Origin of the sequence: Arthrobacter oryzae, assembly GCF_003634095.1 — a bacterium.
GTDB classification, from domain to species: Bacteria; Actinomycetota; Actinomycetes; order Actinomycetales; family Micrococcaceae; genus Arthrobacter; species Arthrobacter oryzae.
In genome coordinates, this window is sequence record NZ_RBIR01000010.1 from 50,769 (window position 1) to 65,909 (window position 15,141).

At 67.7% G+C, this 15,141-nt stretch carries 13 protein-coding genes; 7 read left to right on the plus strand and 6 right to left on the minus strand.

Annotated features, from left to right (window positions below):
* Nucleotides 1–45: 45 nt before the first annotated feature.
* Entirely contained in the window at nt 46–741 is a 696-nt protein-coding gene (locus C8D78_RS17340; RefSeq protein WP_120955114.1) for an iron-dependent transcriptional repressor DtxR, read from the minus strand.
* Nucleotides 742–1,076: 335 nt separating this feature from the next.
* On the opposite strand from C8D78_RS17340, the gene serC reads away from it, so the two are divergent.
* Complete coding sequence (gene serC, locus C8D78_RS17345) at nt 1,077–2,207, plus strand: phosphoserine transaminase (protein ID WP_120955115.1); 1,131 nt, start codon at nt 1,077–1,079, stop codon at nt 2,205–2,207.
* Here serC and C8D78_RS17350 read toward each other — a convergent pair.
* From C8D78_RS17350 to C8D78_RS17360, 3 genes are read right to left on the minus strand one after another with little or no spacing between them, the layout of a single operon-like run.
* A complete protein-coding gene (locus C8D78_RS17350; RefSeq protein ID WP_244208470.1) occupies nt 2,197–3,624 on the minus strand; it encodes an MFS transporter in 1,428 nt (475 codons plus the stop codon). The two genes, serC and C8D78_RS17350, sit on opposite strands and share 11 nt — an antisense overlap.
* Nucleotides 3,625–3,668: 44 nt before the next feature.
* Nucleotides 3,669–4,304 carry a DUF3027 domain-containing protein gene (locus C8D78_RS17355; RefSeq protein ID WP_120955116.1) on the minus strand — a complete coding sequence of 212 codons (636 nt, stop codon included), beginning with the start codon at nt 4,302–4,304 and terminating at the stop codon, nt 3,669–3,671.
* Nucleotides 4,305–4,312: 8 nt separating this feature from the next.
* Complete coding sequence (locus tag C8D78_RS17360) at nt 4,313–4,696, minus strand: cold-shock protein (RefSeq protein ID WP_120955117.1); 384 nt, start codon at nt 4,694–4,696, stop codon at nt 4,313–4,315.
* Between the two features lie 177 nt (nt 4,697–4,873).
* Here C8D78_RS17360 and C8D78_RS17365 point away from each other — a divergent pair, with 177 nt between their 5' ends.
* The 6 genes from C8D78_RS17365 to C8D78_RS17390 all read left to right on the plus strand — a co-directional run bounded on the left by C8D78_RS17365 (nt 4,874) and on the right by C8D78_RS17390 (nt 12,035).
* The gene (locus C8D78_RS17365) at nt 4,874–5,107 is read left to right on the plus strand and encodes a hypothetical protein (RefSeq protein WP_120955118.1); all 234 of its coding nucleotides are present in this window, start codon (nt 4,874–4,876) and stop codon (nt 5,105–5,107) included.
* A 10-nt stretch (nt 5,108–5,117) separates the two neighbouring features.
* On the plus strand, nt 5,118–7,616 hold the full coding sequence (locus C8D78_RS17370) for a helicase-associated domain-containing protein (RefSeq protein ID WP_120955194.1): 2,499 nt from the start codon (nt 5,118–5,120) through the stop codon (nt 7,614–7,616).
* Nucleotides 7,613–9,259 (plus strand): DNA repair helicase XPB, encoded by a 1,647-nt coding sequence (locus tag C8D78_RS17375; protein ID WP_120955119.1) that lies wholly within the window; start codon nt 7,613–7,615, stop codon nt 9,257–9,259. Before C8D78_RS17370 ends, C8D78_RS17375 begins: the two co-directional genes overlap by 4 nt.
* 118 nt (nt 9,260–9,377) lie before the next feature.
* Nucleotides 9,378–10,088, plus strand: coding sequence for a response regulator transcription factor (locus C8D78_RS17380; protein WP_120955120.1), 711 nt, complete (start codon nt 9,378–9,380; stop codon nt 10,086–10,088).
* A 2-nt stretch (nt 10,089–10,090) separates the two neighbouring features.
* On the plus strand, nt 10,091–11,557 hold the full coding sequence (locus C8D78_RS17385; RefSeq protein WP_120955121.1) for a sensor histidine kinase: 1,467 nt from the start codon (nt 10,091–10,093) through the stop codon (nt 11,555–11,557).
* A gap of 190 nt (nt 11,558–11,747) precedes the next feature.
* Entirely contained in the window at nt 11,748–12,035 is a 288-nt protein-coding gene (locus tag C8D78_RS17390) for a WXG100 family type VII secretion target (protein WP_120955122.1), read from the plus strand.
* A gap of 13 nt (nt 12,036–12,048) precedes the next feature.
* Here C8D78_RS17390 and C8D78_RS17395 read toward each other — a convergent pair whose 3' ends face one another.
* Entirely contained in the window at nt 12,049–13,158 is a 1,110-nt protein-coding gene (locus C8D78_RS17395) for a ribonuclease HI family protein (RefSeq protein ID WP_120955123.1), read from the minus strand.
* Nucleotides 13,159–13,420: 262 nt separating this feature from the next.
* On the minus strand, nt 13,421–15,058 hold the full coding sequence (gene groL, locus C8D78_RS17400) for a chaperonin GroEL (protein ID WP_120955124.1): 1,638 nt from the start codon (nt 15,056–15,058) through the stop codon (nt 13,421–13,423).
* Nucleotides 15,059–15,141 lie beyond the last annotated feature (83 nt).

The window sequence follows — 15,141 nt, forward strand, 5'->3', positions numbered from 1 at the left end:
GTGCAGAACACATGGGTTGTCCCATGACCGGGACGTCGTGGCTGGTCAGCCGACGGTTACAAAGACGTGCGCCGCAACCTCCGGCGGCAACTCCAGTGCGCCTTCGATATCAGGAACGCGGACCGAGATGTACTCCCCCACGCGCTCCAGCGACACAGGCGCGCCGGGCCGGATTCCGCCCTCGTCCAACTGGGCCAGAAGCTCCGGTTCCACCTGGATCGGCTCCGCGAGCCGATTGATCGTAATCCGCGAGCCCGGACCATAACCGGCCATGGCGTCCAGCAGGTTCACGATCCCGTCAGCGAGGGCCCCGGAGGGCGCGCCGCCGAGTTCCGCCAGCCCCGGAATCGGATTGCCGTAGGGCGAAACGGTCGGGTGGTTGAGCAGTTCGAAGATTCTTCGCTCGACGCGTTCGCTCATCACGTGCTCCCAGCGGCAGGCTTCCTCATGGACGTAGGCCCAGTCGAGCCCGATCACGTCTGCGAGCAGGCGCTCGGCGAGGCGGTGCTTGCGCATGACCCCGATGGCGCGTTTCCGTCCGATTTCGGTCAGTTCAAGGTGCCGGTCGCCCGAAACAACCACCAGGCCGTCCCGCTCCATGCGGCCGATGGTCTGGGAAACAGTGGGTCCGGAGTGGCGGAGCCGTTCGGCGATGCGGGCGCGGAGGGCGACAATGTTTTCTTCTTCAAGTTCCAGAATGGTCCGAAGATACATCTCAGTGGTATCGATCAGATCCGTCATTCAGCTCAGCTCCTCGAGCGCAGTACTTGCGTCATTCCCACCGTACCGCGGGCGGGCTGCCTGCAGGATGCGCCCTGGCGGGATCCGCCGTACGTTCGCAGGACAGCCTAGCCTATTTTGAATTACTCCGGATAATCTCTCCTCCATCCCCGGGCGCTGGTCCGGCACCAGGTGTACTGCGCAGCCTGGGGCGTCTCAATGACCGGACTATGACAGATCCTTTTCCGCGTCCCCGGGACCCGTCAGGCAGAATGAAAAGGGGCATCCGTTGTAGCTGCCCCAACCAGGCCACCTCACCGCCACGCTACGAAACCAGCCGAAAAATTGGAGCCACTGTGAGCGACACCAGCATCACGATCCCCGCCAACCTCCTCCCCAAGGACGGTCGGTTTGGCGCCGGCCCGTCCAAGGTCCGGCCGGAGCAGATGGAGGCCCTCGCCGCGGCATCGGCGAAGCTTCTGGGGACTTCGCACCGGCAGGCACCCGTGAAGAACCTGGTCGGCTCCGTCCGCAGCGGTCTCAGCGATTTCTTCCGCGCCCCCGAGGGCTATGAAGTAATCCTCGGTGTAGGCGGCTCCACGGCGTTCTGGGACATTGCCAGCTTCGGCCTCGTGGAGAACAAAGCACAGCACCTGTCCTTCGGCGAGTTCGGCTCGAAGTTTGCCGCGGCAACCAACAAGGCGCCGTTCCTCGCCGAGTCCTCCATCCTCAAGGCCGAGCCCGGCACCCGTCCCACCGCCCAGGCGGAGTCCGGCGTCGACGTTTACGCATGGCCGCAGAACGAGACTTCCACCGGCGTGGCCGCCCCCGTCCGGCGCGTGGCAGGGGCCGACGAAGGGTCGCTGGTGCTGGTGGACGCGACCTCGGCCGCCGGCGGGCTGGACGTGGACGTCGCGGAGTCCGATGTCTACTACTTTGCGCCGCAGAAGAACTTCGCATCCGACGGTGGACTGTGGCTGGGCCTGTTCTCCCCGGCGGCACTGGAGCGGGCAGCACGGATCAAGGCCAGCAACCGCTGGATCCCCGACTTCCTGGACCTCCAGACCGCAATCGAGAACTCAAGGCTGAACCAGACCTATAACACCCCGGCACTGGCCACCCTGGTCACCTTGGACTCTCAGGTGCAGTGGCTCAACGCCAATGGCGGCCTGGACTTCGCCGCGGCACGGACCGCGGATTCGGCCGGCCGGATTTACCGCTGGGCCGAGGCGTCCAGCTACGCAACGCCGTTCGTGGCCAAGGCCGAGGACCGCTCCAACGTGATCGCCACGATCGACTTCGACGAATCGATCGACGCCTCGGCCATAGCGAAGGTTCTCCGGGCCAACGGCGTGGTGGACACTGAGCCCTACCGCAAGCTGGGCCGGAACCAGCTGCGCATCGCCACTTTCGTCGCGATCGAGCCGGACGATGTCTCGGCGCTGCTCGAATGCATCGATTTCGTTGTGGCCGAACTCAAGAAGTAGCCTCAGCGTCCGACGGCGTCGTCCCGGCCCGGTGCCCGGATGGCGCCGTCGTTGTGTCCGCCGTTGGGTCCATTGCTTCCGAAGCTGGGTCCAACGCTGCGTCAGCATGTCCGGTCGGCTCCGCACCGGACCGGTCGCCGGGCGAGCCGGCCGGGCTGGCGCCCGGTTCCAGGCGGAAGTAGCGCAGCCCGCGCGCCCGGCGGTTGAAGTGGAGCCGCAGGTGCTTCGCCCGGATGATCCACAGCAGCCCGATCAGCGCCGCGAGCAGCCCTGCGCCGGCGGCGACCGCCATGGACCAGCGAGGTCCGGCGGTGTTGGCCACCCAGCCGACAAACGGCGCCCCGATGGGCGTTCCGCCCATGAAAATCGCCATGTACAGGGCCATCACGCGGCCCCGCATCACCGGGTCCGTCGTGGTCTGGACGTAGCCGTTGGCGCTGGTCATCATGGTGATCGCGAACAGCCCGACCGGCACCAGCGCGATGCCGTACCAGAAGTAGCTTGGCGCCAGCGCCGCAAGGCCCGATGTCACGCCGAAGGCTCCGGCCGCAGCGAAAATGACACGCAGCCGAGGTTTGCCGCGGCCGGCGGACAAGAGCGCCCCGGCGACCGAGCCGATGGCCATGATCGAGTTCATCAGGCCAAAAGCCCCCGCATCGAGGCCAAACTCCGTGCCGACCATGGCCGCAATGAACAGGGCGAAATTCAGCCCGAGGGTTCCCACAATGAAGACGGCAACAAGCACCACGACGAGGTCGGGGCGGAACCGCACATACTGCAGCCCCTCCCGGATCCTGCCTTTGCCCGCCGGCGCCCGGGGCAGCCGCCGCAGCGATTCCGAGGGGATTTTCGCCAGGCTCAGCAACAGTGCGACGAAGGTGAGGGTGTTGAGGAGGAAGACCCAGCCCGGTCCGATAATGGCCACGAGAACGCCGGCGACTGCCGGGCCGATCATGCGGGCGACGTTGAACGAGGCGCTGTTGAGGGCCACGGCGTTGGGGAGGTAGTCGTCCTGGACCAGTTCCGAGACGAAGGTCTGGCGCACGGGGGCGTCCAGCGCGGAAACCACCCCCAGCATCAGGGCGAAGGCATACACGTGCCAGAGCTGTGCCGCGCCTGACAGCACAAGGATGCCCAGCCCGGCACTCAGCAGCGCCATGGAGGACTGGGTCAGCACCAGGAGCCGCTTGCGGCTGAAGCGGTCCGTGAGAAGCCCGGCCACCGGCGCCAGGAAGAGCTGCGGGCCCAGCTGAAGGGCCATCGTGATCCCCACGGCCCCGGCATCGTGGTCCGTCAGGTGGGCGAACACCAGCCAGTCCTGGGCGGTGCGCTGCATCCAGGTGCCGATGTTGGAGATGAGCGCGCCAACAAACCACAGCCGGTAGTTCAGGATGCGCAGGGATCTGAACGTGGACATCATGCCCAGCCCTCCCCCTGCCCGCTCCCGGATTCTTTCAACCGCTAGTCGGCCTCATCGGCGGGGCGTTCCCGTTCGTCGTCCGGACCCGCCTCAGCGTCGTCAGCGGCGGCGTCGGCGTCGTCAGCGTCAGCGTCGTCGTCGTCATCAGCGTCGTCGGCGGCGGCGGCAGCGTCATCGTAGGCGTGCCCGGCGCCTGAGTCCTGTGCCGGCGTTTCGGCGCCCGATGTTTCCCCGGCCGCCTCGTCCGCCTGCGCGTCTTCCGGGCGGACCCGCTCAGCCCAAGGGATCCAGGCCGGAGCCAGGATGGAGTCCTCCGAGGGCAGGAGGCCGAGTTCGTCGACCGTCACCACCTTGGACCGCGAGTTGCGGGTCAGCACGGCGTACCACTGCCAGCCCCCGTAGCCGGGCAGCTTGGATTCGAAGAGATGGGTCACCAGGCGGTCGCCTTCGCTGCGGGCACCGAGGTGCTGGCCGATTTGTTCGGCGGGGGCAATGCCCTCCACAGCGGTGCGGGCGACGTCGACGGCGGCGGCCAGGAAGGCGTCAGGCTTGCCGGTTCGCCAAACGGGCACACCGGCGCGCGGGCGGGACCCCTGCTTTGAGCCGGCTCCCTTGGATCCGGCCGTCGCTGTGGATCCGGCATCCGGCGCCGGCAAGTTATCAGGTTCCTGAGTCATCAAGAGCCTTATACGTCCAGCTCGTCGGCAACCTTACGGAGGGCGGCCGCTATTGCTTTACCCTTGTTGCCTTCCGGGTACTTTCCGGCGGACAGGGTCCCGGACAGGTTGTCCAGCACGCTGACGAGGTCCTGGACCAGCGGGGCGAGGTCCTTGGCGCTCGGCCGTTTTGCCTTGGCGATGGACGGCGTCTTGTCCAGCACACGCAGGCCGAGCGCCTGCGCGCCCTTGCGGCCGTCGGCTACCCCGAATTCAACGCGGGTTCCGGCTTTCAGCTCCGTGATGCCCTCGGGCAGCGCGGACTTGGGCAGGAAGACTTCCTGGCCGTCCTCGCCAGCGAGGAATCCGAAGCCTTTTTCCTTGTCATACCACTTGACCTTGCCGGTAGGCACGTAATCAACCTTCTTCGTTCTGCGGGGACACGACCGGCGGCCACCGCATCCGCATGGATACGCGGGTTCAGGGTATGACTGCCCGGACCGTGTTGGTCTGTATCTCCAAGGTTATCCTGCCTTGTTCACTTTGATGGTTTGAGGCGCGGGCGAGGCCGGACTGTTAGCGTTGCCCACATGACACTCACGCGTTACCGGCGGCCCGTAACTATCATCGCGGCCACCCTTGCTGTGCTGTCCCTTGTTGCCGTCGGCACCGTCATGGCCATGGCCGTCAACCATGCGGTGGCGCCCGCCTGGATTACCTCACTGGCCCTCTACGGGCTCCCCGTGGCGTTCATTCTCATGCTCGCGCTCATTGTGGACGGCGTGGTCGCCCGGCGCGGCCCGCGCCGGCCTGACGAAAGGTAACGTGGGAACGATGTCCCTCATCCGCGCGCTCAGCAAGGAACTTCAGGCACGGAGCGACGATTCGTTGCGGGCCCTGTTCTGCGCGCGGCCGGATTTGATTTCTCCCGGCGTCCCGGACTTCGCGGCCCTCGCCGCGCGTGCCAGCGGACGGGTCAGCGTGCAGCGCGCGCTCGAACGGCTCAACCGTCCGCAGATGCAGGTGCTGGAGACCCTGCACCTGTGCACGAACGCCGATACCGGGCACAGCGCGTCGGCGGCGATGCTGAAGAAACTGATCAACGGCTCCTCGATGGCCGCCATCGAGCGGCTGCTCCTTTCGCTGCAGGAATTGGCCCTCGTCCACCGCGCCGAGCCCCCGCACGGCGTGACCTCCGCGGCCGCCAAACAGCGGCACTACCTTCCGGTCGGCAGCCTCAAGGATGTCATTGGCATCTACCCGGCAGGGCTGGGGCGCAGCTACACCGAACTCGTGCGGCTCCAGCCGGCCTTCGCGCAACGGGTGGTGCAGTTGGTCGGCGAACTGCACCGCAGCGGCGCGTCCGTCTCGCCCGCCACGACGCCGATGGAAGCGGCCCTGTCGCTGCAGCACTGGACGGCAACACCGGAGTCGCTCCAGGCCATCCTGGCCACGGCGCCGGACCGGACCCCCGCGCTCCTGGCCCGGTTCGGAAACTGGGCTATGGGCGCCGTTCCCCAGGCCCAGCGCCGCGCCTCAGTGGTCCACGAAAGTGCCGACGTCGGCCCGGTGGACTGGCTTCTGGCGCGCGGACTCCTGGTGCCGTTGGACGCCGCCCACGTCGAACTGCCGCACAGCGTGGGAGTGTCGCTGCGCGGCGGGTTCGTCATTGAGAACTTTTCTCTGCTGCCTCCGGTCCCCCACCTTGGCCACACGAGCGCAGGGCTGCGCCGCAACGCCGCCCTGGGCGCCATCGCCGAGACACTGCGGCTTGTGGGCGAGGTGCTGTACGCCGTGCGTGCGCAGCCTCTGGCGACGCTGCGCAGCGGGGGCGTCGGCGTGCGGGAGATGCGGCGGCTGGCGGATTCCCTGCGGATCGACGTGCACCAGGCCGGCGTGCTCGCGGAGCTCTGCGGGATGGCCGGTCTCCTGCGGCTCGACGTCGACAGTTCCGCGTGGGTGCAGCCGCCGCAGCTGGAGTGGCTGTCGCTTCCGCGCCAGGAACAGTGGCTGTGGCTGGTCAATGCCTGGCTGGCCAGCGAGCGCGCGCCTTCCCTCGTGGGACAGCCCGTGAATGCGGCCGCCCCGGGGGCGGCCGGCCACCGCGGGCCGGCCGGAACCACCATCAACGCGCTCTCCGCCGAGGCGCAGCGGCCCGACGCCCCGGTGGTCCGCAGACGCGTGCTGGAAATCCTGCACGAGCTCACCCTCGAGGCCGCTGCGCCGGACGGGCAGGCGCCCGTCCTGGATGCCGCAGCCGTGCTGGAACGTGCCGAATGGGCGCAGCCGCGGATGGCCCGCCGCTTCAGCTCGCTGATCCGCGGTCTCCTCATGGAGGCCGAGATGCTGGGCCTGATCGGTTCCGGGGCGCTCAGCCAACTGGGCGCCGCGATCGCCGGCGAGCAGCCCGATGCTGCCCTGGGGATCCTGGGCGAGCACCTGCCCGCGGCCCTGCAGCACGTGTTGCTGCAGGCGGACCTGACGGCGGTGGCACCGGGCTATCTGGATCCCGAACTGAGCGACCGGCTGCTGACCATGGCCGCGGCAGAAGGCCAGGGCCCGGCAACCATCTACCGCTTTTCCGTCGCATCGGTCCGCCGGGCCCTCGACGCCGGCCAGGATGCCGCGGCCATGCTGGACTTCCTGCGCCAGCATTCAGCCACCGCCATCCCGCAGCCCCTCCAGTACCTCATCGAGGACACCGCCGCCCGCCACTCCCGGCTCCGCGTCGGGGCCGCGGCCAGCTTCATCCAAAGCGACGACGAGGCTGCCCTGCTGGACCTCCTCAACGCCCCGGCCGCATCCGGACTCGGGCTGGTGCGCATCGCGCCTACCGTGGTCATCTCGCACGCCGCGCCGCGGGACACCGCCCAGGCGCTCAAAGGCCTCGGCCTCTCCCCCGTCCTGGAGGACGCGGCCGCCGGCGTCGTCCGCCTGCGCCGCACCACGCCGGCCACCGGCAGCGGCCGGCCGGTCTACACCGCCCCTCGCACCGCCCCGCCGGAGGCCGACATCGACGCCCAGCTGGCGGTGCTGCGCAATAACGAGGCACTGGCACCGGGCACGGCAGGCGGTCATCCCCCAGCGGCTGCCCCGGGCAGCGAGGAAGCGACCCAGCTGGGGCTGGAGACCCTGCTGAAGGCGATCCGCCTCAAGCAGCGGGTGGTCATGAATGTCGTGGACAGCATGGGGAATGCCAGCCGCGAGACCGTTGTTCCGGTAGCTGTGAACGGCGGCCGTGTGCGGGTGTTCGATCCGGACAAGGAGATCGAACGCGTACTGTCCATCCACCGGATTATCGACGTAGAAGCTACAGAGGAACTGTTCCAGTGAATGACGGACCCCTGATCGTCCAGAGTGACAAGACCATCCTGCTGGAGGTTGACCACCACCTTGCCACAGAGGCCCGGCACGCCATCGCGGCGTTCGCCGAACTGGAACGGGCGCCTGAGCACGTGCACAGCTACCGGTTGACGCCGCTGGGGCTGTGGAACGCCCGGGCCGCCGGTTTGGACGCCGAAAAGGTGCTGGACACCGTCCTGAAGTATTCCCGGTTCCCGGTTCCGCACTCCCTGTTGATCGACGTCGAAGAAACCATGTCCCGGTACGGCCGCCTCCGGCTGGAAAAGGACCCGCAGCATGGTCTGGTCATGCGCACGTCCGACTACCCGGTGCTGGAAGAGGTCAGCCGCGCCAAGAAGATCGCCCCGCTGCTCGGGCCGCGGATCGACGGCGAGACGGTGGTGGTGCACTCCTCCCAGCGCGGCCAGCTCAAGCAACTGCTGCTCAAAATCGGCTGGCCGGCGGAGGACCTGGCAGGCTACGTTGACGGCACGCCGCACCCCATCATGCTCAACGAAACCGGCTGGAAGCTCAGGCCCTACCAGCACCTGGCGGCGGAGAACTTCTGGGCCGGCGGCAGCGGCGTCGTCGTGCTCCCCTGCGGCGCCGGCAAAACCCTGGTCGGCGCCGCCGCCATGGCCACAAGCTCGACCACCACGCTGATCCTGGTGACCAACACCGTCTCGGCGCGGCAGTGGAAGGACGAGCTCCTCAAACGCACATCGCTGACCGAGGAGGAGATCGGCGAGTACTCCGGCTCCGTCAAGGAGGTCCGTCCGGTCACAATCGCCACGTACCAGGTCCTGACCACCAAGCGCGGCGGGCTGTATCCGCACCTGGAGCTTGTGGATGGTAACGACTGGGGCCTGATCATCTACGACGAGGTCCACCTGCTCCCGGCACCGATCTTCCGGATGACGGCGGATCTCCAGGCCCGGCGCCGGCTGGGGCTCACGGCCACCCTGGTTCGGGAGGACGGCCGGGAGGGCGAGGTCTTCAGCCTGATCGGCCCGAAGCGCTACGACGCCCCGTGGAAGGACATCGAAAGCCAGGGCTATATTGCGCCCGCCGACTGCGTGGAGGTCCGGGTGGACCTGCCCCGGGACGAACGGGTGGCCTACGCCATGGCCGAGGACGCGGACAAGTACCGTCTGTGCGCCACGTCCGAGACGAAGACCCGGGTGGTGGAGGAGCTGGTGGCCGAACACGCGGGCGAACAGCTGCTGGTGATCGGACAGTACATTGACCAGCTCGACGAGATCGGCGAGCGCCTCAACGCACCCGTGATCAAGGGCGATACGTCGGTCAAGGAACGCCAGCGGCTCTTTGCAGCCTTCCGGGCCGGGGAGGTACAGACCCTGGTGGTGTCCAAGGTGGCCAACTTCTCCATTGACCTGCCGGAGGCGTCGGTCGCGATCCAGGTCTCAGGGTCCTTCGGCTCCCGGCAGGAGGAGGCCCAGCGGCTGGGCCGGCTGCTGCGGCCCAAGAAGGACGGCCGCGCCGCCCGGTTCTACTCCCTCGTGGCCCGGGACACCCTGGATCAGGATTTCGCGGCCAAGCGGCAGCGCTTCCTCGCCGAGCAGGGCTATGCCTACCGGATCATGGATGCCAAGGATGTCGGCACCACCAGCTAAGCGGCCGGCACGCCTCCAGCCGACACCGCCCTCAGCCGGCACGAGCCCTCCGGCGCCGCCCACCCAACACCCAACTTTCACTCAGAAAACTCTCAGAGTCTGGGAGCATCATGGGAGCATGAAGAACAACGGTCCAGAAGCCAAGCTGCTCGTCGTCGATGATGAACCGAACATCCGCGAGCTGCTGTCGACATCCCTGCGCTTCGCAGGCTTTGAAGTTGTCTCAGCCGGCACCGGACGCGAGGCCCTGGCCGCCGCCGAGCTGCACGCCCCGGACCTGGCCGTCCTGGACGTCATGCTCCCGGACATGGACGGGTTCACCGTCACGCGCCGCCTCCGCGCCGCCGGCAAACACTTCCCGGTCCTGTTCCTGACGGCCAAGGATGACACCGAGGACAAAGTCACCGGCCTGACCGTGGGCGGCGACGACTACGTCACCAAGCCTTTCAGCCTCGACGAGGTGGTGGCCCGCATCCGGGCGGTCCTCCGGCGCACGCAGCCCCAGATCGACGACGACGCCGTGATCCGGGTCGATGACCTGCAGCTCGACGACGACGCGCACGAGGTCCGCCGCGGCGGCACCGTGATCGAGCTGTCCCCCACGGAGTTCAAGCTCCTGCGCTACCTGATGCTCAACCCGAACCGGGTCCTGTCCAAGGCCCAGATCCTGGACCACGTGTGGGAGTACGACTTCAACGGTGACGCCTCGATCGTGGAGTCCTACATCTCCTACCTGCGCCGCAAGGTGGATATCGATCCCGACGCCCCGGCGCTGATCCAGACCAAGCGCGGCGTCGGCTACGTTCTGCGGACAGCGGAGAAGCGCTGACCTTGCTGCTCCGCTGGAAGTCGGCCTCACTGCGGTCGCAGCTCGTGGCCATCATGATGGCCCTCATGCTGGTCGCCCTCACCGCCACGGGTGCTGGCACGCTGACCCTGCTGCACAGCTTCCTGCAGGGCCAGGTGGACGACAAACTCCGGGCCGCCGTCGATTCCGCACGCCAGCAGCAGTCCTTCACCCAGCTGCAGGAAACCACATCCAACGTTCCCACCGACTACTCCCTGATGCTCTTCAGCCCGGGCGCGAAACCCTGGGTCTTCGGCGGTGACAAGGACTCCCACCCGGCCATCAATACCATTTCCGCGGTTGAGGCCCGCGAGCGCCAGCAGGTCCCCTTCCAGGTGCGCGGTTCCGAAGGCGGCAACTGGAGGGTCGTGGCGGTCAACGTCGTGGACAACAACCAGCACAGCGCCGTCGTCGTGATCGGCCTTCCCCTGGACCCCGTCGACTCCGTCATGGAACACGCCGCCCTGGTAGTGGTGGGAGTCGGACTGCTCACCCTCGTGCTGGCGTTCTTCATCGCCACGTGGACCGTCTCGCGGTCCTTCCGGCCGCTGGCCCGGGTGGAAAAGACGGCCGCCGCGATCGCTGCGGGGGATTTGTCCCGGCGCGTGGAGGTGGAGAACCCGGGCACCGAGGTGGGCCGGCTCGGGAGCTCGCTCAACGCCATGCTGGCGCACATCGAGACGGCGTTCGCCGCCCGGATGGCGTCCGAGGAACGGATGCGGCGCTTCGCCGCCGACGCCTCCCACGAACTGCGCACCCCGCTGGTGACCATTCGGGGGTTCTCCGAGCTCTACCGGCACGGTGCGCTGTCCACCCCGGAGGACGTGGCCACCGCGATGGGACGGATCGAGAGCGAGGCCAAGCGCATGGGCGCCATGGTGGAGGATCTGCTGCTGCTCGCGAGGATCGATGAGCAACGCCCGTTGCAGCAGAAGCCGGCGGACCTCCTGCTGCTGGCCAACGACGCGGTGGTGGACACCCAGGCGACCGACCGCAGCCGCACCATCACCCTCACCGGCCTGGACGACGCGGCCCCCGCCGCCGCTCCGGTGCTGGGCGATGAAGCCAAGCTGCGCCAAGTGGTCAGCAACCTGGTCGGCAATGCCCTGCGCTACACGCCGGAGGGAACCCCCATCGAAATCGGCGTCGGCGTCCGGACGGCTCCGGACGGCGCACGGCAGTCCGTGATCGAGGTCCGGGACCACGGGCCCGGTGTACCGGACGACGAAGCGGCCCGGATCTTCGAGCGCTTCTACCGGGCGGACACCTCCAGGACGAGGGAAACCGGCGGCAGCGGTCTTGGCCTGGCGATCGTGGCCGCCATTGTCGGCGCGCATTCCGGGTCCGTGCGGGTCGGGAAGACCGACGGCGGCGGGGCCACCCTGGTGGTCAGCATCCCGTACCTGGACGAAGATGCCATGGAATTGTCCGCGGAAAAGATGTCCACATAGGAGCCGACGGCGGTGTCCGCACCGCCCGCCGTCCCCCTACGCTCGAGGTGTCCGGCAACTCCGGATGAGGCAGACGCTCCCCGCAGGCCGCGGCTTCAGACGCGCACGCTCCGATTTTCCCGGCGCCGTCCGCGGCATAGGTTCCGCTGCGGGCCCCTGCTGCCTCCCGAACATTCGAGAGGGCACTGCCATGAGCATCATCTCCGTCGACACGGAACTCCTCCAGCTGAAATCCGCCAACGTCCAGGCCACGGTGGAGCGCATCAGTGCGGACGTCCACGCCATGAAGCGCGGGCTGGACGAGCTACAGGGCAGCTGGCGCGGCTCCGCGGCGACAAACTTCCAGAGCCTCGTCGCCGAGTGGACGCTGACCCAGGGCAGGGTCGAGGCGTCGCTGGCGTCGATCAATCTGGCGCTGAATTCCGCGGCTGCCACCTACGCCCAGGCAGAGCTGGGCAACGCCCAGCGCTTTATGTGAGCGGCACCGGGCTTCAGGCCTCGGGCGTGCCCTGGTGGAAACGCAGACGCCATTGCGCGCCTTCCAGGACCCACAGGGAGCTGCGCAGGGCTGATCCCGCGCGGTTCCGGGTGCGGTAGGTCAGGAGTATGGTCTGCTCGCCCAGCCGGTCCGCGCCCAACAGCTCCAGCTCCGTGGGTCCGCCCGGATTGTCTTCCAGGGCCATCAGCATGGCGTCACGGGTCCAGATCCGGCCGGAACTGCCGATTTCGGTGAAATCCGGGTGAAGCAGGACGCCGGTGCGCCCCAGGTCCGCCCGGGTTTCCGGGCGGAGCAGTTCACGCTCAAGGGACTCGACGACGCTCTCGGGGCTGATGTCCGCCGGGGCCCCGGCCCCGGCCTGTTCTTCGTCGAGTTCGCTGAAGAGGTCCGGTTCGTCGAAGACACCGGGCCTTCCGAACGGGCCAGCTTCGCCCACGGGGCCCGGCGCGCCAAAGAGTTCCTGCTGGCCGGCGAACGACGGAGCCGCCTGCGGCGGGGTTGTTCGCGGGGCTTGCGGCGGCGCGGAGTCCGTTGCAGGGCGGGCGGCCTGACGCGCGGCCGTGCGGGGCGCCGTTGAGTCGGTCGGGCCGGCCTGCGCAGGCGCGCCCTCCGGGGCTGCCTCAGTGGCTCCCTCCGGGGTCCCGAACCCGGGGCCCTGCCGGACGGCTACGCCTTGCTGGTATGCCGTGGCTGCCGCCCTGGCGCGGTCGTCGGCGGCTTCGTTGAGCTCGTGCCCTGCATGGCCCCGCACCCATTCAAAGGTGTACTTTCGGCCTACGAGTTCCCGGTCAATATCTTTGAGCAGGTCAACGTTCAGGACGGGCTTGCCGTCTGCCTTGCGCCAGCCTTTGCGCTTCCAGCCCGGCATCCACTTGGTCACGGCGTTGATGACGTACTGGCTGTCGCAGAGGATCAGCAGGTCTTCGGCGGGCATATGCGCGGTGGCCCGGAACAGGTCCAGCACCGCCATCAGTTCGCCCTGGTTGTTGGTGCCGTGGGGCCACCCGCCAGCCCGCCAGCAGTCGTCATTCACGTACCAGGCCCAGCCGGCAGGGCCGGGATTTCCTAAAGCCGAACCGTCGGCCGCTGCTGTAATCGTCACTGACCTATCCTGCCAGACCCTGCTGACACCCGCCGACCCGGCCCCGCTTCCGGCCCCAAACCGCCGTCCCAAACCGCCGTCCTCAACCGCCGGCCTTCCCCCACCGCGTCAGGGCGGGAGGGCGTTCCCGCGAACGCTGGCAACAGCCCAAGAAGCGTCTGGGTTGAGGGCGGGAAACGGGCTTAACGGCCGACGGCGGCCCCACCCGAAGGTGGGACCGCCGTCGTTGAACGATTCGTTCAGATGGCTGGAAGCCGGGTGGTTAGAAACCGCCCATGCCGCCCATGCCGCCCATGTCGTCGCCGCCGCCCATCGGGGCACCGGCCTTCTCGGGCTTGTCGGCCACAACGGCCTCGGTGGTGAGGAACAGGCCGGCGATGGAAGCCGCGTTCTGCAGGGCAGAGCGGGTTACCTTGACCGGGTCGTTGATCCCGGCAGCCAGCAGGTCCACGTACTCGCCGGTGGCGGCGTTGAGGCCGTGGCCTGCGGGCAGGCCGCGAACCTTGTCCACCACGACGCCGGGCTCGAGGCCGGCGTTGAAGGCGATCTGCTTCAGCGGGGCGTCGATGGCGACGCGGACGATGTTCGCACCGGTCGCTTCGTCACCGGAGAGCTGCAGGTTCGCGAATGCCTTGGCACCGGCCTGGATCAGGGCAACGCCACCGCCGGCGACGATGCCCTCTTCAACAGCAGCCTTTGCGTTGCGGACGGCGTCCTCAATGCGGTGCTTGCGCTCCTTGAGCTCAACCTCGGTTGCGGCTCCGGCCTTGATGACTGCAACGCCACCGGCCAGCTTGGCCAGGCGCTCCTGCAGCTTCTCGCGGTCGTAGTCGGAATCCGAGTTTTCGATCTCGGCGCGGATCTGGGACACGCGGCCGGCGATCTGGTCGGCGTCGCCTGCACCCTCAACGATCGTGGTCTCATCCTTGGTGACAACAACCTTGCGGGCCTTGCCGAGGAGTTCGAGTCCGGCGGTCTCAAGCTTGAGGCCGACTTCCTCGGAGATGACCTGGCCACCGGTGAGGATGGCGATGTCGGCCAGCTGCGCCTTGCGGCGGTCGCCGAAGCCCGGAGCCTTGACGGCAACGGACTTGAAGGTGCCGCGGATCTTGTTGACGATCAGGGTGGCCAGGGCCTCGCCCTCGATGTCTTCGGCAATGATCAGCAGCGGCTTGTTGGACTGCATGACCTTTTCGAGGACTGCAACCAGTTCCTTGACGTTGGAGATCTTGGAGTTAACGATCAGGATGTAGGGATCCTCAAGGACCGTTTCCTGGCGCTCGGCGTCGGTGACGAAGTAAGCGGAGATGTAGCCCTTGTCGAAGCGCATGCCTTCGGTGAGCTCCAGCTCGAGGCCGAACGTGTTCGACTCCTCGACCGTGATGACGCCTTCCTTGCCGACCTTGTCGAGAGCTTCGGCGATCAGGGCGCCGATCTCGTTGTCGCCAGCAGAGATGGACGCGGTGGCGGCGATCTCTTCCTTGGTCTCGATTTCCTTGGCGGAGGCCAGGAGCTCGCGGGTGACGGCTTCAACAGCCTTCTCGATGCCACGCTTGAGGGACAGCGGGTCAGCGCCGGCCGCGACGTTGCGCAGGCCTTCCTTGACCAGGGCCTGGGCCAGCACGGTGGCCGTGGTGGTGCCGTCGCCAGCGACGTCATCCGTCTTCTTGGCAACTTCCTTGACCAGCTCGGCGCCGATCTTCTCGTAAGGATCGTCCAGCTCGATCTCCTTGGCGATGGAAACACCATCGTTGGTGATCGTGGGGGCGCCCCACTTCTTTTCGAGGACGACGTTGCGTCCCCGCGGGCCGAGGGTGACCTTGACGGCGTCGGCGAGGATGTTCAGGCCCCGCTCAAGACCGCGGCGTGCCTCTTCATCAAATGCAATGATCTTGGCCATAACGGCAGTAGTCCTTTCGGGACAGTCGTTAAGAATGAACCTTCGCTGCGGTGCCCGCGACGGACGACCCCTACCCGGCGGCC